The 23444-nt window shown below is 68.3% G+C and carries 16 protein-coding genes; 10 read left to right on the plus strand and 6 right to left on the minus strand.

The genetic code is table 11. From position 1 onward, the window contains the following. Positions 1-58 precede the first annotated feature (58 nt). The 4 genes from AC1DKD_RS06600 to AC1DKD_RS06615 are packed head-to-tail and all read left to right on the plus strand — an operon-like array spanning position 59 to position 4756. A complete protein-coding gene (locus AC1DKD_RS06600) occupies positions 59-1069 on the plus strand; it encodes an HlyD family secretion protein (protein ID WP_441636248.1) in 1011 nt (336 codons plus the stop codon). Further along, a complete protein-coding gene (locus AC1DKD_RS06605) occupies positions 1066-2073 on the plus strand; it encodes an ABC transporter ATP-binding protein (RefSeq protein WP_477143115.1) in 1008 nt (335 codons plus the stop codon). The genes AC1DKD_RS06600 and AC1DKD_RS06605 overlap by 4 nt, the downstream gene beginning before the upstream one ends. After that, a complete protein-coding gene (locus AC1DKD_RS06610; protein WP_441636252.1) occupies positions 2070-3248 on the plus strand; it encodes an ABC transporter permease in 1179 nt (392 codons plus the stop codon). Before AC1DKD_RS06605 ends, AC1DKD_RS06610 begins: the two co-directional genes overlap by 4 nt. An 11-nt stretch (positions 3249-3259) precedes the next feature. Next, positions 3260-4756, plus strand: coding sequence for an efflux transporter outer membrane subunit (locus AC1DKD_RS06615; protein ID WP_441636254.1), 1497 nt, complete (start codon positions 3260-3262; stop codon positions 4754-4756). 99 nt (positions 4757-4855) lie between these two features. Here AC1DKD_RS06615 and AC1DKD_RS06620 read toward each other — a convergent pair whose 3' ends face one another. The 4 genes from AC1DKD_RS06620 to AC1DKD_RS06635 all read right to left on the minus strand — a co-directional run bounded on the left by AC1DKD_RS06620 (position 4856) and on the right by AC1DKD_RS06635 (position 14458). After that, positions 4856-6049 carry a pyridoxal phosphate-dependent aminotransferase gene (locus AC1DKD_RS06620; RefSeq protein ID WP_477143116.1) on the minus strand — a complete coding sequence of 398 codons (1194 nt, stop codon included), beginning with the start codon at positions 6047-6049 and terminating at the stop codon, positions 4856-4858. A 287-nt stretch (positions 6050-6336) separates the two neighbouring features. Continuing rightward, on the minus strand, positions 6337-6633 hold the full coding sequence (locus AC1DKD_RS06625; protein ID WP_477102601.1) for a hypothetical protein: 297 nt from the start codon (positions 6631-6633) through the stop codon (positions 6337-6339). A 195-nt stretch (positions 6634-6828) separates the two neighbouring features. Beyond that, positions 6829-12687: an excinuclease ABC subunit UvrA gene (gene uvrA / locus AC1DKD_RS06630; protein WP_477143117.1), complete on the minus strand. Its 5859-nt coding sequence runs from the start codon at positions 12685-12687 to the stop codon at positions 6829-6831. Positions 12688-13123: 436 nt separating this feature from the next. Next, a complete protein-coding gene (locus tag AC1DKD_RS06635; RefSeq protein WP_441627086.1) occupies positions 13124-14458 on the minus strand; it encodes a cytochrome-c peroxidase in 1335 nt (444 codons plus the stop codon). 245 nt (positions 14459-14703) lie between these two features. Between AC1DKD_RS06635 and acpA the strand changes: the two genes are divergently transcribed. After that, positions 14704-16857 (plus strand): acid phosphatase, encoded by a 2154-nt coding sequence (acpA, locus tag AC1DKD_RS06640; protein ID WP_441627084.1) that lies wholly within the window; start codon positions 14704-14706, stop codon positions 16855-16857. 173 nt (positions 16858-17030) lie between these two features. Here the strand turns inward: acpA and AC1DKD_RS06645 are convergent, their stop codons facing one another. After that, positions 17031-17783, minus strand: coding sequence for a GntR family transcriptional regulator (locus tag AC1DKD_RS06645; RefSeq protein WP_276286526.1), 753 nt, complete (start codon positions 17781-17783; stop codon positions 17031-17033). Between the two features lie 163 nt (positions 17784-17946). On the opposite strand from AC1DKD_RS06645, the gene AC1DKD_RS06650 reads away from it, so the two are divergent. Genes AC1DKD_RS06650 through AC1DKD_RS06670 form a run of 5 tightly spaced genes read left to right on the plus strand, consistent with a single transcriptional unit; the run spans position 17947 to position 22426 of the window. After that, positions 17947-18228, plus strand: a complete 282-nt coding sequence (locus AC1DKD_RS06650; protein WP_276286527.1) for a UxaA family hydrolase — start codon at positions 17947-17949, stop codon at positions 18226-18228. Positions 18229-18274: 46 nt separating this feature from the next. Then, entirely contained in the window at positions 18275-19450 is a 1176-nt protein-coding gene (locus tag AC1DKD_RS06655; RefSeq protein WP_428180698.1) for a UxaA family hydrolase, read from the plus strand. Beyond that, on the plus strand, positions 19450-20385 hold the full coding sequence (locus tag AC1DKD_RS06660; RefSeq protein WP_441627081.1) for a hydroxyacid dehydrogenase: 936 nt from the start codon (positions 19450-19452) through the stop codon (positions 20383-20385). The genes AC1DKD_RS06655 and AC1DKD_RS06660 overlap by 1 nt, the downstream gene beginning before the upstream one ends. Next, on the plus strand, positions 20382-21386 hold the full coding sequence (locus AC1DKD_RS06665) for an Ldh family oxidoreductase (RefSeq protein ID WP_441627079.1): 1005 nt from the start codon (positions 20382-20384) through the stop codon (positions 21384-21386). Before AC1DKD_RS06660 ends, AC1DKD_RS06665 begins: the two co-directional genes overlap by 4 nt. 56 nt (positions 21387-21442) lie before the next feature. After that, a complete protein-coding gene (locus AC1DKD_RS06670; RefSeq protein ID WP_441627077.1) occupies positions 21443-22426 on the plus strand; it encodes a Bug family tripartite tricarboxylate transporter substrate binding protein in 984 nt (327 codons plus the stop codon). A gap of 34 nt (positions 22427-22460) precedes the next feature. On the opposite strand, the gene AC1DKD_RS06675 is transcribed toward AC1DKD_RS06670, so the two are convergent. Next, on the minus strand, positions 22461-23393 hold the full coding sequence (locus AC1DKD_RS06675) for a LysR family transcriptional regulator (RefSeq protein WP_441627075.1): 933 nt from the start codon (positions 23391-23393) through the stop codon (positions 22461-22463). Positions 23394-23444 lie beyond the last annotated feature (51 nt).

Raw genomic sequence — 23444 nt, forward strand, 5'->3', positions numbered from 1 at the left:
GGCGCAGATCGCGCCGCCGCCCTCTGCCTGAATCCAGCCCGCCAGCCACGGAGCCCGTATGCCACGCCACCATTCCCAAGATCCTTCCGCCTCCGCCACGCGCCGGGCCGCGCGCTCGTGGCGGGCAGCCGCGCCGGCTGCGGTCATCGGCGCCGCGTTGCTGAGTGCCTGCAGCGAAAAGGCGCCGCCTTCATGGCAAGGCTATGTGGAAGGCGAATTCGTCAGCGTGGCCTCGCCCTTCGCCGGGCGCCTGGACCGGCTCTCGGTCCAGCGCGGCCAGCAGGTCGCCAGCGGCGCGCCGTTGTTCGCGCTGGAAGCCGAGGACGAACGCGCGGCGCGCCAGCAGGCCGAGGAGCAGATGCGCGCGGCAGAGTCGCAGCTGGCCGACCTGCAAACCGGCAAGCGCGTGCCCGAAGTGGACGTGAGCCGCGCGCAGCTCGCGCAGGCTCAGGCCGCCGCGGCACGCAGCGCCGCGCAGCGCAAGCGCGACGAGGCGCAGTACGCCATCGGCGGGATCGCGCTGGCGCAACTGGAAGACAGCCGCGCCACCGCCGCGACCGATGCCGCCCGCGTGCGCGAACTGCAGCGCGATATCGACGTGGCCCTGCTGCCGGGACGTACCGCCCAGCAGGCCGCGCAGCAAGCCCAGGTGGCCGCCGCGCGCGCTGCGCTAGCGCAGGCCGAGTGGAAGCTGTCGCGCAAGACCGTGGGCGCGACGCAGGCCGGGCTGGTCTACGACACGCCCTTCCGCCTGGGCGACTGGGTGCCCGCCGGCAGCCCGGTGGTGCGGCTGCTGCCGCCGGGCAACGTGAAGGTGCGCTTCTACGTGCCGGAGACGGTGGTCGGCGCCCTCAAGCAGGGCGAGACGGTGCGCGTGCGCTGCGATGGCTGCGCCGCGCCCGTCGCGGCCACCATCAGCTACATCGCCAACCAGGCCGAATACACGCCGCCGGTGATCTACAGCAACGAAACACGCCGCAAGCTGGTGTTCCTGGTGGAAGCACGTCCCGCGCCGGCCGATGCGCCGAAGCTCCATCCGGGCCAGCCGGTCGAGGTGGCAAGGCCATGAGCGCGCCCCTTGCCGACACCGCACCGCGCAACGGCCAGCCCGGTGAAACAACCGGCCTGGCCATTGACGTGCACGACATCAACAAGCACTACGGCGACAAGCACGTGGTCAACAACCTCAGCCTGCAGGTGGCGCGCGGCGAGATCTTCGGCTTCCTCGGCCCCAACGGCAGCGGCAAGACCACCTCGATCCGCATGATGTGCGGGCTGCTGACGCCGGACTCCGGCTCCGGCACCTGCCTGGGGTACGACATCCTGCGCGAGACCGCCGAGATCAAGCGGCGCGTGGGCTATATGACGCAGAAGTTCTCCTACTGGGACGATCTCTCCATCCGCGAGAACCTGGATTTCGTGGCGCGCGTGTACGGCATGCCAGGGCGCCGCGAGGTCGTGGACCGGGCACTCGAAGACCTCGGCCTCGCCAGCCGCGCGCAGCAACTGGCCGGCTCGCTTTCGGGCGGCTGGWAGCAGCGCCTGGCGCTGGCCGCCTGCCTGTTGCACGAGCCCGAACTGCTGCTGCTCGACGAACCCACCGCCGGGGTCGACCCCAAGGCGCGCCGCGATTTCTGGGCGCAACTGCACCAGCTCGCAGCCCGCGGCATCTCGGTCCTCGTCAGCACGCATTACATGGACGAGGCCGAGCGCTGCCACAAGCTGGCCTACATCGCCTACGGCAAACTGCTGGCGCAGGGCACGGCCAATGAAGTGGTCGCCAGCCAGAAGCTGGTCACCTGGAGCGTGCTGGGCGAACAGCTCTCCGCGCTGTCGGAACAGTTGCAGGGCGCGCCCGGCGTGGAGCAAACCGTGGTGTTCGGCAGCGCGCTGCATGTCACCGGGCACGACGCGCCGGCGCTTGAAGCCACGCTGCGCCGCATCGCCGGCCCGCAGCACCGGATCGAGCCGATCGAAACCAGCCTGGAAGATGTCTTCATCCACATGATGAGCCAGGCCGAGGACAACATGCGCGTCGCCGGCCAGGGCAGCCGCAAGGAGGCCAGGACATGAAGCGCGGCAATGCAAGCAACGTGCGCGCCGGCAACGGCGACCGCTTCTCGTTCTCCCTGGACCGCTGGTGGAGCATCGTGCTSAAGGARTTCCTGCARCTGCGSCGCGACCGCGTGACCTTCGGCATGATCGTCGGGCTGCCGATCATCCAGCTGATGTTGTTCGGCTTCGCCATCAACAGCGATCCGCGCCACATGGCCACCGCGGTGATCGCCGCGGACCAGAGCGAGTTCACCCGCACCTTCGTCGCCGCCATGCAGACGTCCACCTACTTCGACGTGGTGCGCACCCTGCCCGACGAAGCCGCCGGGCGCGAGGCGCTGATGAAGGGCGAGGTGCAGTTCGTGCTCAGCATCCCGGCCGATTTCACCAGCCGGCTGCTGCGCGGCGAGCGTCCCTCGTTGCTGGTCGAGGCGGACGCCACCGATCCTTCCGCCACCGGCATGGCCATCTCCGCGCTGTCGCAGCTGCCGCTCTCGGTGGCGGACAGGGACCTGCAGGGCGCGCTGGCGCACCTGGCAGGCGGCAAGCCGCCCTTCGACGTGCAGGTGCAGCGGCTCTACAACCCGGAAGGCCTCACGCAGTACAACATCATCCCCGGCCTGATGGGGGTGATCCTGACCATGACGATGGTCATGATGACGGGCCTGGCGATGACCCGCGAGCGCGAGCGCGGCACCATGGAGAACCTGCTGGCCACGCCGGTCAGGCCGCTCGAGGTGATCACCGGCAAGATCATCCCCTACATCTTCATCGGCCTGATCCAGTCCACCATCATCCTGCTGGCCGCGCGCTGGGTATTTGGCGTGCCCTTCGTCGGCTCGGTGGTAGCGGTCTACCTGTCGGCGCTGCTCTTTATCGCCGCCAACCTGACGGTGGGCATCACCCTCTCCTCGCTGGCGCAGAACCAGTTGCAGGCGGTCCAGCTGACCTTCTTCTACTTCCTGCCGAACATCCTGCTGTCGGGCTTCATGTTCCCCTTCCAGGGCATGCCGCGCTGGGCGCAGGTCATCGGCAACGTATTGCCGATGACCTACTTCAACCGCCTGGTCCGCGGCATCCTGCTCAAGGGCAACGGCTGGACCGAGCTATGGCCGAACGTGTGGCCGATGGCGCTGTTCACGCTAGTCGTCATGACCATTGCGGTGCGTTTCTATCGCCGCACGCTCGATTGAGGGAGCCTGCCATGCAAGCCTCGCCACAACGCCGGATCACCTCGCACCGCACGGCCCTCGCCATGCTGGCGGCGGCCGCACTGACGGCCTGCGCGGTCGGCCCCGATTTCACCGTGCCGGCCGCGCCCGCGGTGCCGGCTTACACCGCCGGCACGCAACCGGAGCGCACCAGCGCCGCCGACGTGCCGCACGGCCAGGCGCAGGTGCTGGAGAGTGGCGGCGACGTGCCGGCGCAATGGTGGGCGCTGTTCCGCAGCCCGGCGCTGGACCGCACGATCCGCGCGGCGCTGGACGCCAGCCCGACGCTGGCGCAGGCACAGGCCCGCATCGAGCAGGCGCGCCAGGAGCTGGCGGCCACCACCGGCGCGCGCTTGCTGCCGCGCGTGGACGCCAGGCTGAACACTACCCGCGAGCAGGTCAATTTCAACTCGCTGGGCATTACCGCCTTTCCCAGTCCGGGGCCGTTCACGCTGTATGGCGCCAGCGTGGAAATCTCCTACACGCTCGACCTGTTCGGCGGCCAGCGGCGCGAGCTGGAGGGCTTGCGCGCGGCGGTGGACTACCAGCGTTTCGAACTGGAAGCCGCGCGCCTGACGCTGGCCGGCAACGTGGCCACCGCCGCGATCCGCGAGGCCGGCTTGCGCGCGCAGATCGCCGACACCGAGGCCATCGTGCGGGCCCAGCAGCGCCAGCTCGATATTGCGGGGCAGCGCCTGCGCGCCGGCGGCGTGGCGGAGGTCGACGTGCAGCGCCAGCGCAACGAACTGGCGCAGAGCCAGGCCCTGCTGCCAGGCCTCGCGCAACAACTCGCGGCCACGCGCCACCAGCTTGCGGTGTACCTGGGACAGGCGCCGGCCAGTGCCGACCTGCCCGAATTCCGCCTGGCCGATCTCACGCTGCCCGCCACGCTGCCGCTCAGCCTGCCCTCCACGATGGCGCAACGGCGCCCCGACATCCGCGCGGCCGAAGCGCTGCTGCACCAGGCATCGGCAAACATCGGCGTGGCCACGGCGCAGCTCTATCCGCAGCTGACGCTATCCGGCAACGCCGGTTCGCAGTCCCTGTCCGCGCGCGACCTGTTCGGCAGCCTCAACGTGTGGTCGCTGGCCGCGGGGCTGGTGCAGCCGGTGTTCCGCGGCGGCGAGCTGGTGGCGCGCAAGCGCGCCGCCGAGGCCGCCTACGAGCAATCGCTGGCGGCCTACCAGCAAACGGTGCTGACGGGCCTGCGCGAAGTGGCCGATGCACTGCGCGCGCTGGAAGCGGATGCGAACACGCTGCAAGCACGCGCCGACAGCGCCAGGCAGGCGGCCGATACGCTTGCCGTGGTGTCGGGCCAGTATCGTCTTGGCGGAGTCAGCCAGCTTGCCGTGCTCGATGCCGAACGGCAATACCGGCAGGCTGCGCTCGCCCTGGCGCAGGCCACCGCAAGCCGTTTCACCGATTCCGCGGCGCTGCTGCAGGCACTGGGCGGCGGCTGGTGGCAACCGCAGGAGTCAGCCGCGCGATAGTCGACGCCCGGTGGCGCCCGCGAGAAGGAGCGTGGCAGATCGCTTCGCGCCGGGTTGGCGGATCGTGCCCGCAACCACGCCATATCGCGGCGAAGCCGCTCAGCGTCCCAGGAACCCGCGCAACCGCCGCACGCCTTCGTCCAGCCGCGCCGGATCGCAGGCATAGCACCAGCGCACAAACCCCTCCCCCTCCTCGCCGAACGCACTCCCCGGCGCCAGTCCCRGCCGAGCCTCGCGCACCAGCTGTTTGCACAACGCAAGACTGTCACCCGCGCCCGCAAGCCGGAAGAACACATACATCGCCCCTTCCGGCGCATGCACATCCACGCCCGGCACGGCCGCCAGCGCACCCACCAGGTGATCGCGCGCCGCGCGCAGCCGCCCGACCAGTTCGCGGGTGAAAGCCTCGCCCTCGCGCACCGCCACGATGCCGGCTTCCTGCACGAAGGAAGGCGCGCACGACGTGTTGTACTCGACCAGCTTGCCGAGATCGTCGGTCAGCGCCGCCGGCAGCACCATCCAGCCCAGGCGCCAGCCGGTCATCAGCCACGCCTTGGAGAAGGAGTTCACGCAGATCACCCGCTCGTCGCGGCTGGCGATATCCAGGAAGGACGGCGCGACGGCGCCATCGCCGGTACCGTAGTACAGCCGCTCATAGACTTCATCCGCAATGATCCAGATGCCGTGGCGGCGGCAATGCGCCAGCACCGCTTGCTGGTCCGCGCGCGACATCACCCAGCCGGTGGGATTGTTGGGCGAGTTGATCATCAACAGGCGCGTTTCGGGCGTCAGCGCGGCCAGCAGCTTGTCGAGGTCCAGGGTCCAGCCATGCGCGCCGTAATCGAGCGAGACGGTTTCCACCTCGGCGCCGAGAATCTTGGGAATCTCCACCAGGTTGGGCCAGAGCGGCGTGACCGCAACGGCGCGGTCGCCGGGCCCGGCCACCAGTTGTGCCGCCAGCATCAGCGCGTTGACACCCGCGCTGGTGACCACCACGTTATCGGGCGCCGTCGCACCATGCAGCGCACTGACGTACTCGGCCAGCGCGCCGCGCAGCGGGGCGATGCCGAGATTGTGCGTGTAGAAGGTGGCGCCCCCGGCCAGCGCATGGCTAGCGGCATCGCGGATAAAGGCGGGCGTGATCTGGTCGGATTCGCCGAACCAGAAGGGCAGCACATCGGGCAGGCCGATGCCTGCGTTAGCCACCTCGCGGATGCGCGAAGCGCGCAGGTCATGGACGGTGGCGCGGGCTGCGGCCGGGGCGGGCACAAAGCCGGTCGGGCTGACGGACATCTGGACTCCTGGTGGTGTGGGGGTCATGCCGGTCCGGATGCCGTGAGAGTCGGCCCGATTTGCGGCAGGTGAGAAAGCGTACCGCAAAGGCACCCTTGCGGGTCAATGCCGCGACTGACCACGCCTGCATCCGACGCCACCGCGCCGATCACCGGACATTTGCGTCATATCGAAGGTTCGCCCGACCTGACCGTGCGCCATGGCATCCTTGCCAGGGGCTGAGCACGGCGCTGGCGTGGCATGCGATGCGCGGCATCGCAGCACCGGAGCGGACCGGGAGCCGCCCTCTAGCGGCCCGGATCGTCCTGCTGCTGCCAGCCGGGTTTCATGCGCAGGCCGAAGCTGCTGCGCGGCTGCACGTCGCGCTCGGGGCGCAGTGCGTATTGGTCGTGATTGACTGACGGCGCGTTGGCGGCTTGCTGGGCGGCCTGCGATGTCGGCGTGCGGCCGGCGCGCGTGCCGGCCTTGGCCGGCGCGCGCACGCCGCTTGCGTCCGACGCGGCGGCGGGTGCCGCCAGCAGGGCCGGACTGGCCAGGCCGAGCCATAACGCCGCCAGGATGGGAGAAAGAGTCTTTTCGATCACGCTGTCACACGGCGGCGACGCATGGTCTGCCCGGCCGCCCCGACTCATGGGCGAACGGCAGGACCGGCGGCGGCCACCAGTTGCTGAATCCGTCATTGTCTCAGCTACCGGGGCCGCCGGGTGAAAACCGCCCGCGGCCTCGCTTTCCGGCAGGCCGGCGAGAGCCGGCCTGGCCATCTTGCGCCACCGGACGCCTCAGGCCGCCGCCTTGCCGGCCGGCTTGCCACGCGCCAGCACCGGCGCCAGCGCCGCGCCGGTATGGCTGGCCCGCACCCGCACCAGCCCCTCCGGGTCGGTAGCCGCGACGATGCCGCCGCCAGCCACCCCGCCTTCGGGRCCCAGGTCGAGGATCCAGTCGGCTTCCGCGATCACATCGAGGTCGTGCTCGATCACCACCACGCTGTGGCCACCGTCCGCCAGCCGGTGCAGCACGCGGATCAGCTTGGCCACGTCGGCCATATGCAGTCCGACAGTCGGCTCGTCCAGCACGTACAGGGTGTGCGGCGCCTGCTGCCCGCGCCGCGTGATGTCGTCGCGCACCTTGGACAGCTCGGTCACCAGCTTGATGCGCTGCGCCTCCCCGCCGGACAGCGTGGGCGACGGCTGGCCCAGCGTCAGGTAGCCCAGGCCCACATCCTTCATCAGCTGCAGCGGGTGCGCGATATTGGACATGGCGGAGAAGAACGCCACCGCCTCGTCGATCTCCATCGTCAGCACGTCGCCGATGTTCTTGCCGCGCCAGGTGACCGCCAGCGTTTCCGGGTTGAAGCGCTGGCCRTGGCAGACGTCGCAMWGCACCTTCACATCGGGCAGGAAGCTCATGCCGATGGTGCGCACGCCCTGGCCTTCGCAGGCCGGGCAGCGGCCGTCGCCGGTGTTGAAGGAAAAGCGCGAGGCGGAATAGCCGCGCGCCTTGGCTTCCAGCGTCTGCGCGAACAGCTTGCGGATGGTGTCCCACACGCCGATGTACGTGGCCGGGCAAGAGCGCGGCGTCTTGCCGATCGGGGTCTGGTCGACTTCCAGCACGCGGTCGATGCTCTCAAAGCCGGTGATGCTGTCGCAGCCCTGCCAGTCGTGCGTGACCYCCAGCTTGCGGCGCGGCTCGGGGCGTGCCGTGGCCTGCGAGCGCGCGGGCGCCTCGCTGCCGGCCGCCTTGCGCGCGCGCCGCGTGGCCGGCGACGACATGACCGAACGGCCCACCGCGTCGAGCAAGTTGGCCATCAGCACATCGCGCGCCAGCGTGGACTTGCCCGAACCGCTGACGCCGGTGATGGCCACCAGCCTCCCCAGCGGGATGCTGGCGGTGACGTTGCGCAGGTTGTGCAGCTTGGCGCCATGCACGGTCAGCCAGCGCCCGGGCACGGCCTCGCTGCCCTTGCCCTCCGGCTTCACCGCGCGGCGCGGCTGCAGCGGATGCAGGATCGGCCGGGCCAGGAACTGGCCGGTCAGCGAGTCCGGGCTGGCCGACAGCGCGGCCACGCCGCCCTCCGCCACCAGCGTGCCGCCGCGCTTGCCGGCGCCGGGGCCGATGTCGATGATGTGGTCGGCGCGGCGGATGGTGTCCTCGTCATGCTCCACCACCACCAGCGTATTGCCCTTCTCGCCGAGCTTGCGCAGCGCGTCGAGCAGGATCTGGTTGTCGCGCGGATGCAGGCCGATGGTGGGCTCGTCGAGCACGTAGCAGACACCCTGCAGGTTGCTGCCGAGCTGGGCCGCAAGCCGGATGCGCTGCGCCTCGCCGCCGGAGAGGCTGGGCGCGGCGCGGTCCAGGCTGAGGTAGCCCAGGCCGACTTCTTCCAGGAACTGCAGGCGGCTGCGGATCTCGCTCACCACGTCGCGCGCGATCTCGCCTTCGCGGCCTGCGAGGCGCAGGCCCTGCACCCAGCGGTGCGTATCGGAGACCGTCCACTGCGCCACTTCCACGATGGGGTGCGCGTCGAACGTCACCGCGCGCGCCACCGGGTTCAGCCGCGTGCCGCCGCAATCCGCGCACGGCGTATCGGCCACGTCATCGGGCTCTTGCTGCTCGGAAGGCAGCGTCTGCTCGCGCCCGCGATTGTCGTCGGCCATCACGGTATCGTCGTAGACCGCGCGCTGCTCCCGCGTGAGGGTCAGGCCGGTGCCGACGCAGCTGGTGCACCAGCCGTGCTTGCTGTTGTAGGAGAACAGGCGCGGGTCCAGTTCGGGATAGCTGGTGCTGCACACCGGGCAGGCGCGCTTGGTCGAGAACACGGTGGTGCTGCCGACGCGGGCGGTGCCGCCGTTGCCCATCGCGTGCTGCAGGCCGTCGAGCGGCGCCAGCAGGTGCATCACGCCCTTGCCGGCTTCCAGCGCCTGGCCCAGCATCGCGCGCAGCGCGGCTTCGTTGTCCGCGGACACGATGATGTCGCCGACCGGCAGCTCGATGGTGTGCTCGCGGAAACGGTCCAGGCGCGGCCACGGGTCCACCGGCAGGAATTCGCCGTCGACACGCAGGTGCGTATTGCCGCGCGCCTTGGCCCATTTGGCCAGGTCGGTATAGACACCCTTGCGGTTGACCACCAGCGGCGCCAGCAGGCCAACGTGCTGGCCCTTGTAGTCGCGCAGCAGCTGCGCGGCGATGGACTCGGGGCTTTGCGAGGTGACCGGCGTGCCGTCGTGGATGCAATGCTGGATGCCCAGCTTCACATACATCAGCCGCAGGAAGTGCCAGACCTCGGAGGTGGTCGCCACCGTGCTCTTGCGGCCGCCGCGCGACAGGCGCTGCTCGATGGCCACCGTGGGCGGGATGCCGYACACCGCATCCACCTCCGGCCGCCCGGCGGGCTGCACGATGGAGCGCGCATAGGCATTGAGCGATTCAAGGTAGCGGCGCTGCCCTTCATGGAACAGGATGTCGAACGCGAGCGTGGACTTGCCCGAGCCGGACACCCCCGTGATGACGTTGAACTTGCCGTGCGGGATATCGACGTTGAGCGCCTTCAGGTTGTGCTCATGCGCGTTGACGATGCGCACCACGTCCTCGCCCTCGATGGCGCGGCGCGCGCGCGCCGCGCGCAAGGCAGCCTGCAACGGCACGCCGGCATCTTCGGCCACGAAGGCATGGCCCACGGCGCGGTCGTACTGCAGCAGCGCCTTGCCGGTATGCGAGTCCGCGCAGCGCTTGACATCTTCCGGCGTGCCCACGCACAGCACTTCGCCGCCGGCGTCGCCGCCCTCGGGACCGAGGTCGATGATCCAGTCGGCGGCGCGCACCACGTCGAGGTTGTGCTCGATCACGATCAGCGAATGCCCACCGTCCAGCAGCTTGCCGAAGGCGCGCATCAGCTTGGCGATATCGTCGAAGTGCAGCCCGGTGGTGGGCTCGTCGAACATGAACAGCTTGCACTCGTACGGCATCGGCTTGACGCGCGTATTGCTTGCCTGCGCGGTCTCGGCCAGGTAGCCGGCCAGCTTCAGGCGCTGGGCCTCGCCGCCCGACAGCGTGGGCACCGGCTGGCCCAGCTTGACGTACTCCAGGCCCACGTCGACGATCGGCTGCAGCACACGCAGCACCGCCGCATCGCCGGCGAAATACGCCACGGCTTCRCTCACGGTCAGCTCAAGCACATCGGCCACGCTGAGCGCGCGCGGCGCTTCGCCCGGCAGTGCGCGCTCGATCTTCACTTCAAGGATTTCAGCGCGGTAACGCCGGCCATCGCAGTCCGGGCAGCGCAGGTAGACGTCGGAGAGGAACTGCATCTCGACGTGCTCGAAGCCCGAGCCGCCGCAGGTGGGGCAGCGCCCGTCGCCGGAGTTGAAGCTGAACATGCCCGCGGTATAGCTGCGCTGCAGCGCCATCGGCGCCTTGGCGAACAGCTTGCGGATCTCGTCGAAGGCGCCGACATAGCTGGCCGGGTTGGAGCGCGCGGTCTTGCCGATGGGCGACTGGTCGACGAACACCACATCGGCCACCTGTTCCGCGCCGGTCAGGCCGCGGAAGGCGCCGGGGGCATCCGTGGACTTGCCGAACTGGCGCGCCATGGCGGGATAGAGCACGTCCTGCAGCAGCGTGGACTTGCCCGAACCGGACACGCCGGTCACGCATACCAGCCGCTGCAGCGGAATCTCCACGGTCACGTCGCGCAGGTTGTGCTCGCTCGCGCCTTCCAGCACGATGCGCGGCGTGGCGGCATCCACCGCGCGCGGTTCCCAGCGGGAGAGATCGGTCACCTGGCGGTGCCCGGCAAGGTACTCGCCGGTAAGCGTGCCCGAACCGCGGATAGCGGCCGGCGTGCCGTCGAAGATGATGTTGCCCCCGCGCTCGCCCGGGCCGGGGCCCATGTCGATCAGGCGGTCGGCAGCGAGCATCACCGAAGGATCATGCTCCACCACCACCAGCGTATTGCCGGCATCGCGCAGGCGATGCATGGCCTCGACGATGCGGTTCAGGTCGCGCGGGTGCAGGCCGATGCTCGGCTCGTCGAGCACGAACAGCGTCTTGACCAGCGAAGTGCCCAGCGCGGTGGTGAGGTTGATGCGCTGCACCTCGCCGCCAGACAGCGTGCGGCTCTGGCGGTCCAGCGTGAGGTAGCCCAGGCCCACGTCGCACAGGTATTTCAGGCGCGTGCGCACCTCGGCCAGCAGCAGCTTGAGCGCGTCGTCGAGCATCAGGCTCGGCAGCGTGAGTTCGTCGAAGAATCTGCGGATGCGCTCGATCGGCATCAGCATCAGGTCATGCACGGTCAGGCCGGGCAGCGCTTCGAGCTGCGTGCGGTCCCAGTCCACGCCGCGCGGCAGGAAGCGTTTTTCCGGCGCGCACACGGCGTCGGCGCCCGGCTTGCTGCCCAGGCGCCACAGCAGCGCCTCCGTCTTGAGCCGCGCGCCGCCGCAAGTCTCGCACGGCGTATAGCTGCGGTACTTGGACAGCAGCACGCGGATATGCATCTTGTACGCCTTCGACTCCAGGTAGTCGAAGAAGCGCTTGACGCCATACCAGTGCGTATTCCACTTGCCGTTCCAGTCCGGCGAGCCGTCGATGACCCAGGCCCGCTCGGCCGGGGTCAGGCCGGACCAGGCCACGTCGCGCGGGATGCCCGCCTTGGCGGCGTAGCGCATCAAGTCGTCCTGGCACTCCTTCCAGGCCGGCGTCTGCATCGGCTTGATGGCGCCGCCGCGCAGCGTCTTGCGCTCGTCCGGAATCACCAGCCCGAGATCCACGCCGATCACGCGGCCGAAGCCGCGGCAGGTCTCGCAGGCGCCGTAGGCGGAGTTGAAGGAGAACAAGGCCGGCTGTGGATCGGCATAGCGGATATCGCTCTCCGGGCTATGCAGGCCGGTGGAAAAGCGCCATACCTGGGGCTCCGCGCCCTCATTGGCAGCGTCGGGCACATAGACGTTGACCCGGCCGCTGCCGCGCTTGAGCGAGGCCTCGATGGCTTCCAGCGCCCGTACCTTCTCGGTATTGCCGAGGCGGAAACGGTCGGCCACCACGTCGAGCACCTTGCGCGGCCCGGTGGGCGACGCCACCACGCGCTGCGCCTGCACCCGCGTATAGCCGCTGACGGACAGCCACTGCTCGATCTCGGCGTCCGTAGTGGTTTCCGGCAGTTCCACCGGGAAGGTCACGACCAGACGGGGATCGCCGTCCGGCGCCTGCGCGGCGCGTGCCCGCAGCTCGGCGTAGATGGTCTCCGGCGAGTCGTGCCGCACCGGCTGCGCGGTCTGGCGGTCGAACAGCTCGGCGGCGCGCGCGTACAGCAGCTTCAGGTGATCGTTGAGCTCCGTCATGGTGCCGACCGTGGAGCGCGAGCTGCGCACCGGGTTGGTCTGGTCGATGGCGATGGCCGGTGGCACGCCGTCGACCCGGTCCACCTGCGGCCGGTCCATCCGGTCCAGGAACTGGCGCGCGTAGGCGCTGAAGGTCTCGACGTAGCGCCGCTGCCCTTCGGCGTAGAGCGTATCGAACACCAGGCTCGACTTGCCCGAGCCCGACGGCCCGGTCACCACGGTCATTTCGCCGGTGCGCAGGTCGAGGTCGAGATTCTTGAGATTGTGCTGACGGGCTCCGCGGATACGGATGACACCGGATGACATGGGTTGCGTCCTTTTGATGCGGGTGGCTGGCGGAATGCTTGCGAGCGGGGTGCGACGTGCGGGCGGCGGAGGGCCGGGCGCGGGTGCCGGACGGACAATCCCGTTGCGCCCGCCTGGCGCTGCGCCGGGTACTGCCCACAGCACCGCGCACCTCAAAGGCGCGGCATTGGTTCGGTCAGGCCGCTATCGTATCCCGAAGGGCGGCGGCGTGCCGCGCGGCAACGTGTGGCCCTGACATCTCCTGACAGCACGGTGTCAGGAGGAAATGGGGACACATGACGCAAACAGAAGTCCCGAAGCGGCTGGCGAGGACGCCACGGGGCGCAACCAGCGCGCGGCCGCGGTCTTCGGCGTTCAACCGGCGATGGATGATGCCGCCGGTCGTGGACGGCGGGCATCGCTGTTCCGCTGCGCCAGGCGGTTGCGGCGAAATGCCTCAGTGCGATGCAGGAATCCGGTAGCCATCGCTGAGCGTCTTCAGGAACGCGATGACATCGCGGATCTCGGCCTCCGACAGGGCGGGCTTGCTGCCCGGCGCCCCGCCGAACGGCGGTTCCATATTGACGTTTTCGCGGTATCGGGCGGGCAGGTCGTCGAACTTGTCGATGCTGCCGTCGGCCTTGCGCGGGTACCACTTGCCTGGCCGGCTGTCCCGTTCCACATAGAAGCGCAGCACGTCTTCGAGCGAATGGAAAGCACCGTTGTGGAAGAAGGTCTTGCGCTGCGCCACGTTGCGCAGCCCCGGGGTGCGGAACAGGCCGCAGTACTCGGCCCGGTCCTTCAGGTCGGTGCGATCCGGCCCGCACAGTCCCAGGTCGAAGAAGGCAGGGTCGGCGTTGGCTGCCAGCTTGCGGTTGCGCGGCACGCCCAGCCCGATAAAGCCAAAGTCGCTGAAGGCGGGAAACACGCCATCGGCGCTGATCGCGCTCGGATGGCACGACGCGCAGTTGCCTTTGGCGGGATCGTTGAACAAGCGCAGGCCGCGCGCTTCCTGCTCGGTCAGCCTGACCTGCCGCCGCAGGAACGCATCGTATTTGCTGGTGTAGGGATAGAACTCGGACGGCGTCTCCTGGAATACCTCCAGCACCATCAGCGCCGCCTTGAAGGCAAGCTCGTCACGCGCCAGGATATCGGCACCGAACACCTCGCGGAACGTTTGCGCGTGCTTGCCGCCGCGCAGCCTGGCCGCCACCGCCGCGGCATCGGCGTTCGCCATCTCATGGGGCGACAGCAGCGGAATGCCCGCCTGCTCGTGCGTGGAAGCCGCCCGCCCGTCCCAGTTGTGCCCGCCGGTCGGGCCCTGGTCTTCGCTGTCGTTGCCGTCGTTCTCGTGGAAGTGCTCTGAGAACGATGGCACGTTCTGCACATAGCGCAGCGAGGGCGCGGCGCGCGCGCCGGTGCGCCGCATATCGGTGCCGCCCAGTTGCACGGAAAGATCGTTACCGGGGCCGTAGGCGTGGTCCGGGCTATGGCAACTCGCGCACGCGAGCCGGCCCGATGCGGATAGCGCGGGATCGAAGAACAGCGCCTTGCCGAGCGCCGCCATCGCCGGCACGGAGGGCCGGCGCGTCGCCATCAGGGTGTAGAACGCATCGGCATAGGCGGGCCGCGCGGGGGCCTCCCGGGCCACGGGCGGCGCGGACGCGGGCGCCGCTTCCTGCCCGGACTTGCCACAGGCCGGCAGTGTCAGCGCGAACGCCAGCAGCAAGGCACCTGCGGCGAATCGGAGGATCGGGGAAGGAACTGGCGACAAACCGGAGCGCGGTGGCATCTCTGCGGGACGGTGGCACGGCGAGGGCGTGGATGGTGCGGCAGCCCAGGCACAGGTGTTCAAGGATGGCCCGCCAAGCTAGCACCCTCGCATGACATTGGCGTGTCAGACGCGGCCTTGCGTCGGATTTCCGCCCGGCAGCCATCATCAATCTGACATGGAGCAGCGCGAGAATCGCGCCGCAGTCCGACAAGACCGACAAGACCGACAAGAACCTTCTCACAAAAAACCAAACAGGAAAATCCATGCGCCGAACTTTGAGACTCTATCCCCTTGCGGCGGTGGCTGCCGCGGCCATGGCTGCCTGCGGTGGCAGCGACTCCGGCAGCGCCAGTACGCCTGCGGCCATCACTACGTCGGGCGTCGTGACCGGCAGCTATTTCGAACATGCCAAGGTCTGCATCGATGCCAACAATAATGGCAAGTGCGAAAGCAGCGAAACCAGCACGTACACCGGCAAGGACGGCGCCTTCAATCTGGCCGGCCAGGGCGCGATCGCCGCGGAAATCGGCAGTGACGCCTTCCGCAACGACGACGCCGGCGGCCACGCCGCCGTGACCCGGCCGCTGGTGTTCCGCGCACCGGCTGGCGCCAACGGCGTGATCAGCGCCATCACGACCGAGCTGGTCTCCATCATGGAGACCAACGGCGGCGACCTCACCGCGGCCAAGGCACGACTGGCCGCACGCATCGGGGTGACGGCGGACAAGCTGCTCGCCGACCACAACAAGGAAACCGACAAGACCATCAAGGCGACCCTGCAGGCGGAGATCGACCAGACCATCGACCTGATCGCGGACTCGCTCGCCGGCGGCGGCGACATCGCCCAGGCGCTGCGCGACGGCGTCGCCAGGCGGGTCGCCCTAGACAACATCAAGACCGTGGTGGTGATCTATGCCGAGAACCGCGGCTTCGACAATCTCTACGGCCTGTTCCCGGGCGCCAACGGCATCCCCGGCGTGAACCCCGCTTCGACCGGCACCGTCGAGCCGCAGAAGGACTTCGACGGCTCCATTCTGCCGGTGCTGCCGCCGACCTGGGGCGGGCTCACCGCGGCAGGGCAAGCCGTCCAGCTGCCACAGGCCAGCACCGCCAACTGGGCAAACAAGCCGTTCCAGATCGACACCCCGCTTGCGTCTGGCGGCATCAACGGCAGCGGCGTGGAAATCTCGCAATCCGTCACCACGCGCGACCTGGTACACCGCTTCTACAACAACCAGATGCAGATCAACGGCGGCAAGAATGACAAGTACGCCGCGTTCTCGGACGCCGGCGGCCTGTCCATGGGCTACTACGATGGCAGCAAGATGGCCATGTGGCAGATCGCCAAGCAATACGTGCTCGCCGACAACTTCTACATGGGTGCCTTCGGCGGCTCGTTCCTGAACCACCAATACCTGATCTGTGCCTGCGCCCCGCAGTACCCGAACGCCGACGCCGCCAGCTCGCCCGCCAAGGGCTCGATCTCGGCGATCGATGTCGACGCCAAGGGCAACTTCACGCGCCTGACGCCCGGCACCGGCAATCCCGCCTCAGTCCTCGCCGGCAAGGCGGTGTACCTGAACGACAGCACGCTGACGCCCAAGGACGCCAGCGGCATGTTCTATGCCGTCAACACCATGCAGCCGGACTACCAGCCGAGCGGCAACAAGCCCGCCGCCACCGATACCACTGGCCTCTACGCCGACCCCGCCAAGGCGACCACGCTGCCGCCGCAGACCCAGACCACCATCGGCGACCTGCTGAGCGCGCGCGGCATCAGCTGGGCATGGTATGCCGGCGCCTGGGCCAAGGCCACGCAGGACCCGACCGCCATCTACAACAACACGGTGCCCAACTTCCAGGCGCACCACCAGCCGTTCAACTACTACGCGAACTTCGATCCGGTCACCCAGGCCGCCAACCGCGGCGCGCACCTGAAGGACTTCGACAGCCAGTTCCTGCAGGACGCCGCGGCAGGCACCCTGCCGGCAGTCGCGTTCTACAAGCCGCAGGGCAACCTGAACCAGCACCCCGGCTACGCGAGCGTGACTGACGGCGACGCCCATATCGCCAGCGTGATCGCGCAATTGCAGAAGAGCCCGCAGTGGAAGAACATGCTGATCCTGGTCACCTACGACGAAAACGGCGGCTTCTACGACCACGCGCAAGTGCCCACCGGCGACCGCTGGGGCCCTGGCACGCGTATCCCGGCCATCCTGGTGTCGCCGTACGCGAAGAAAGGCTTCGTCGACCATACGCAATACGACACGGCCTCGGCCCTGCGCTTCATCACCCGCCGCTTCGTCCTGCCGACCCTGCCCGGCCTGCAGCAACGCGACACCGCGCTGCTTGCCAGCAAGGGCAAGGCGATGGGCGACCTGACCAACGCGCTGGACTTCACGGCCATGCCGCACTGATGGTGCCGAAAAAAACCTGAGGTGTTGGCCGAAGCCGACCGGATACGCCAAAGCCGTCTGGAATGACGACGGCTGTCGCCCCCTCTCCCACTCGTGGGAGAGGGAGCAAACCGGCCTTCGAAGCTGACCTTGAGGTTAAGCCGTTACCGCCATACCGCGCGGCGTACGGCCGATCAGCTCTCTTCCTTCGGCATCTGCGACACAATGAACTCGTGCTCAGCCGTGTTCAGCGTCGACACCCGCCACTCCACTGGCTGCCGGTGGTAGGTGAATGCCACGCGGTGGATGCGCATCAGCGGCGCGCCCGGCGCCACGCCGAGCAGGGCCTGCTCCCGCTCGGTAGCCAGCACCGAACGCAGGCGCTCCTCGGTCTGGATCACATTGACGCCGAAGGACTCCTGGTAGAAGTTGTACAGCGTAGTTGGCCGGCTACGTAACTGCGCCTCGGTCAGCCCGGCAAACAACCGCTCCGGCAGCACGATCTCGTCGATCATCATCGGCCGTTCGTCCAGCGACAGCACGTTGGTCAACTGGAACGCCCGCGCGCCTGCCTCCAGCCCCAGCAACGCGCACACGCTCTTGTCCGCCTTGATCTTGCGGAACGACTCCAGCTCCACGGTCGGATAGCCGCGATGGCCGTCCTGGTGGGCCACCTTGAAGAAGCGGAAGAAATGATCGTCGCGCCGGTGCGTGGCCACGAAGGTGCCTCGCCCCTGATGCCGGATCAGCAGGCTTTCCGCCACCAGTTCGTCGATGGCCTTGCGCAGCGTGCCGATCGACACGCCGAAGCGTTCGGTCAGCTTCTTCTCCGACGGGATCGCCTCGCCGGGCTTCCATTCGCCATCGGCCAGCGCCTGCAATACATGCCGTTTGACGTCCTTGTAGAGGACGCCGCCCGGCGGAGGGATATCTCGTAGGTTGCTCATGGCTTGGTGCTTTCTCTGGATGACTGGAATGTACCAGAGAATAACTCATACAACTCATACATATGACATAGTTGACATGAAGGAATTTGGAAACTATTCTTTGTTCCATCGGTTGCCGCTCACCGCTTGCTGCACCGTAACAAAACCCCCCAAAGGAGGAGCAATGATTCACGTAGTGCTGCACGATGCAAAAGACACGGTCGCCGTAGCGGTGGTCGAGGGGATCGAGGCCGGAACCGAGCTGAACGCCTGGATCATGGACGAGGACAAGATCATCACGGTGGTTGCCAAGCAGCCCATCCCGATCGGCCACAAGGTGGCGCTGCGCGACATGGAAGTGGGCCAGACCGTCTTCAAGTACGGCATCGACATCGGCAAGGTGGTCGCGCCCATCAAGGCCGGCGACCACGCCCACGTCCACAACATCAAGACCAAGCGCTGGTAAGCCGCGCCCCGCCCTCGCACCCCTACAACATACCGAGAGAACATCCATGTCCGTCATCGACAACCAGACCACCTTCCGGGGCTATCGCCGCGACAACGGCCGCGTCGGCGTGCGCAACCACGTCATCATCCTGCCGCTGGACGACCTCTCCAACGCCGCTGCCGAAGCCGTTGCCACCGCCATCAAGGGCACCATGGCGATTCCGCACCCGTACGGCCGCCTGCAGTTCGGTCCCGACCTCGACCTGCACTTCCGCACCCTGATCGGCGCCGGCAGCAACCCCAATGTGGCGGCCGTGGTGGTGATCGGCATCGAGGATGGCTGGACCAAGAAGGTGGTGGACGGCATCGCCAAGACCGGCAAGCCGGTGGTAGGCTTTGGCATCGAAGGCCATGGCGACCACGACACCATCATGCGCGCCTCCAAGGCCGCCAAGGAGTTCGTGCAGTACGCCACCGGCCTGCACCGCGTGGAATGTCCGATCAGCGACCTGTGGATCTCGACCAAGTGCGGCGAATCCGACACCACCTCCGGCTGCGGCGCCAACCCGACCGTGGGCAACGCCTTCGACAAGCTGCATCCGCTGGGCACCACGCTGGTATTCGGCGAGACCTCGGAGCTCACCGGCGGCGAACATATCGTGGCCGCGCGCTGCGCCAACGACAAGGTGCGCCAGGACTTCATGAAGATGTTCAACCGCTACCAGGGCATGATCGACCGCTGGAAGACCACCGACCTGTCCGAATCGCAGCCGACCAAGGGCAATATCGCCGGCGGCCTGACCACGATCGAAGAAAAAGCGCTCGGCAATATCCAGAAGATCGGCAAGAAATGCACCGTCGACGGCGTGCTGGACAAGGCCGAAGAGCCGACCCACCCCGGCCTGTGGTTCATGGACTCGTCCTCGGCTGCCGCGGAAATGGTTACGCTGTGCGCCGCTTCCGGCTATGTCGTGCACTTCTTCCCGACCGGCCAGGGCAACGTCATCGGCAACCCGATCGTGCCGGTAATCAAGCTGTGCGCCAATCCGCGCACCGTGCGCCTGATGAGCGAGCATATGGACGTGGACTGCTCGGGCCTGCTGCAGCGCGAACAGACCCTGGACCAGACCGGCGACAAGCTGCTCGAATGCATGATGGCCACCATCAACGGCCGCTGGACCGCCGCGGAAGCGCTGGGCCACCGCGAGTTCGTGCTCACGCGCATCCACGAGTCCGCCTGATGAAACAGGTCTGCATCAGCGAGTTCATGGACGCCGATGCCGTGGCCGCGCTGGACGCTTGCGTGCGGCTGCGCTACGAACCGGCCTGGGTCGACCAGCGCGACGCCCTGCTTGGCGCGCTGGCGCAAACCGATGCGCTGATCGTGCGCAACCGCACCCGGGTCGATGCCGAACTGCTCGACGCAGCGCCCGCGCTGCGGGTGGTCGGCCGGCTTGGGGTGGGACTGGACAATATCGACGTCAAGTCCTGCGAGGCGCGCGGCATCCGCGTGATTCCGGCCACCGGGGCCAACGCGCGCTCGGTGGCCGAATACGTGGTCACGATGGCGCTGATGCTGTTGCGCGGCGCCTATCTGAGCCATGCCGGCATGGTGGCCGGAAAGTGGCCGCGCGCGCGCCTGTCGGAGGGGCATGAGGCACTAGGCAAGACGCTCGGCCTGATCGGCTTTGGCGATATCGGGCGGCTGACCGCGCGGCTTGCGCAGGCGCTGGGCATGCAGGTAGCAGCGCACGATCCGGCACTGCCTGACGATCATCCGGTGTGGCGCGAAACCGCCGTGACACCGATGACGCTGGAGGCACTGCTGGCCAGCGCGGATGCCGTGAGCCTGCATGTGCCGCTGGTGCCGGCTACGCGCCATCTCATCAACGCGGAGCGCCTGCGCGGCATGAAGCGCGGCGCGGTCCTCGTCAACACCGCGCGTGGCGGCGTGGTCGACGAGGCTGCGCTGGCGGCTGCGCTGCGCGGGGGATCGCTGGCGGGCGCGGCGCTCGATGTCTTCGAAGCGGAGCCGCTGGGGGCCGGCGGTATCCTGGCGGACGCGCCGAACCTGGTGCTGACGCCGCATATCGCCGGCGTCAGTTTCGAGGCCAACGCGCGCGTTTCCATGATGATTGCAGACGCAGTCAAAAACGCATTGGGAGTGCATGCATGACCGCCTACCGGGCAGAAGAACTGGAACGACTCGCCGCGAGCGCCCTGCGCAGCGCGGGCGCTAGTGCGGCGCAGGCAGGCCCCACCGCCCGCGCGCTGGTGCAGGCCGACCTCGCCGGGCTGCCGTCGCACGGCGTCTCGCGCGTGCCCATGTATGTGGCGCACCTGCGCCACCAGCGCGTGAACGGGAACGCCCAGCCCACGGTTGCGCGACAGACGCCGGGCACCACGCTGATCGACGCGCAATCCGGCTTCGCCTTTCCCGCCTGCGCGCAGGCGGTCTCGGCCGCCATCGACAGCGCGCGCGAATGCGGCATTGGCGCCGGCGTGGTGACCAACAGCCATCACTTCGGGGCAGCGGCGCTGCATCTGGACCCTGTGGCGCAAGCCGGCATGATCGGCATCGCCATGGGTAATTCGCCGGCGGCCATGCCGGCCTGGGGCGGCCGCACGCCGCTGTTCGGCACTAATCCGATCGCCGCCGTGTTTCCTCGCAAGGATGCCGACCCGCTGGTCATCGACCTGTCGCTCTCGGAAGTGGCGCGCGGCAAGATCATGGTCGCCGCCAGGCAAGGCAAGCCGATCCCGCCGGGATGGGCGCTGGATGCCGACGGCAAGCCCACCACCGATGCGCAGGCCGCGCTGCACGGCTCGATGCTGCCCGCGGGCGGCGTCAAGGGCGCGATGCTCGCGTTGCTGGTGGAGACGCTGATCGTGTCGCTGGCCGGCGCCCACTTTGGCGCGGAAGCCGATTCCTTCTTCGAGGACGCCGGCAACCAGCCACGTATCGGCCAGCTGTTCCTGGCCTTCAATCCGCGCGGCTTCGCAGGCGATGCCGCGTACCACGCCCGCCTCGAGGCCCTGATCGCCGCCATGCTTTCGGACAGCGGCACCCGCCTGCCCGGCGCACGGCGCATCGACGCGCAAGCCAAGGCCCGGGAGCACGGTATCGAGATCCCCGAAGCACTGGAAAAGGAGTTGCGCACGCTAGCTCAAGCCTGACCGCACCGCATCCACGGCGCCCGCCAGAAGGCGCCGGTCCCACCAAAGGAGACACCATGCACTGCACCTTCCTCCGGCGCATCGCCGGCCCGTCGCTGCTGTTGCTCACGCTGCTCGCCGGACCGGCCGCAGCCAGCAGCACACCTGCAGCCTTCCCGGCCAAGCCGGTCCGCTATGTCGTTCCGTTTGCCGCCGGAGGTCTCACCGATATCTCGGCACGGCAGGTTGGCCAGTACCTGGCCGGGGAATGGAAGCAGCCGGTAGTGGTGGAGAACAAGCCCGGCGGCAATGCGAATATCGGCGCGGAGCAGGTGGCCCGCGCCAGCGCGGACGGCTACACCTGGCTGGCGGTGACGCTGGCGCATTCGTCCAACGTGACGCTGTTTCCCCGCCTGCCATTCAATATGCAGAAGGACCTGGTGCCGGTGGCGCGCATCGCCTCGTCGCCGATGATGGTGGTAGTGCCGGCCAGCTCGCCGATCAAGTCGCTGAAGGATCTGGCTGAAGCGGCGCGCAAGGGGCGCCTGAGCGCTGGTTCCAGCGGCAACGGCACGCCGCCGCACCTGGCGCTTGCACTGTTCGAGCGGATCACCAAGACCACCATCACCCACGTGCCCTACAAGGGCGGCACGCCGTCCATGACCGACCTGATCGGCGGCCAGATCGACGTGGTGTTTTCCAACTTTCCGGAATCGCTGCAAAACGTCAAAGGCGGCAAGCTGCGCGCCCTGGCGGTGACGACGCGCGAGCGCCATCCGCTGATGCCGGATGTGCCGACGGTGGCCGAGGCCGGTTTCCCCGATCTCATCGTGGAGAACTGGACCGGCCTGATGATGCCCGCCGGCACGCCGCAGGCCGTGATCGACAAAGTCGGCAGCTCGGTGACCAGCATGCTGGAGGTGAAGAGCGTGCGCGAGCGCATCATCGCCGGCGGCTTCACGCCGGCACCGATGGCAAGCGCCGCGTTCGCCACCTACTTCAATGGCGAAGTGGCGCGCTGGGCCAAGCTGATCAAGGAACAGGACATCCACGCCGACTGAGAGAGGCGGCGCTGCCGCCTTGGCCCCTCGGTCGTCAAGGGGCTGCACGCTGATCGCGTGCGGCCTCCGGCTGCCTGCCGCCGCGAATCGCACCGCTTTGCCGGAAGTATCCCTTGATGACATCCGTAAATGCCAGGCGCGCATGCGTCGAGCGTTCGAGCAGACCGACGCGGCGCCGCACGTCGACGCCGTCGAGCGGTACCAGGCGCAACAGGCTGTCGCCCTCCCAGGTGACGTTGGCCAGTCGCGGCACGATCGATATGCCGAACCCCTGCCGCACCAGTTCGATGATCGCCTCGTTCGAATTCAGCTGCATGCTCTCGTTCACGGTCACGCCGCACTGGTCCAGCACCTCCTGCACCAGGTTGCCGGTCCAGGTGCCCGGCTCGAAGCGGATGAACGGCGCTTCGGCCAGCATCTCGCGGCCATCGTCGGGCAGGAAGAAGTGCGGATGGCGCGGCACGATCAGCACCATCGGCTCGGTATATAGCTCGGTCCACACCAGGTTGCGCGGCAGCGGGCGCGGCGAGCGCGTGACCACCGCGGCATCCAGTTCGCCGTGTTCCACCTTGAGCGCGAAATCGGCCGAGAGGCCGGCGAAGAGCCGCACGTCCAGGCGCGGATGCTCCTGCTTGATCGCCCACAAGGCATCGGCGAACGCGCCCATCAGCACCGACACCAGAGCACCGATCGCCACCGTTCCGGAGAGGCCATCCTCTTGTCCGGAAGCCAGCGATTCATATCGCTGCACCAGCGCCTCGAGTTCCGGCACCAGCGCGCGGCCGGCGGGATTGAGAATCGCCGCGCGCGCATTGCGGTCGAACAGCTGGCAGTTCAGGTCTTCCTCCAGCGCACGGATCTGTAATCCGACCGCGGCGGGCGTCAGGCCGATCTGCTTGCCCGCCGCCGCGAACGTCCCGCACCGGGCCACGGCCAGGAAGGTCTTGAGGGTGCGGATGGAAGACATTGCGGCTCCGGGATGGCGGTGCGGGGAAAGCGGCGGTGCAGAGAAAGAATT

The organism is Cupriavidus sp. 05T313 (assembly GCF_056396665.1).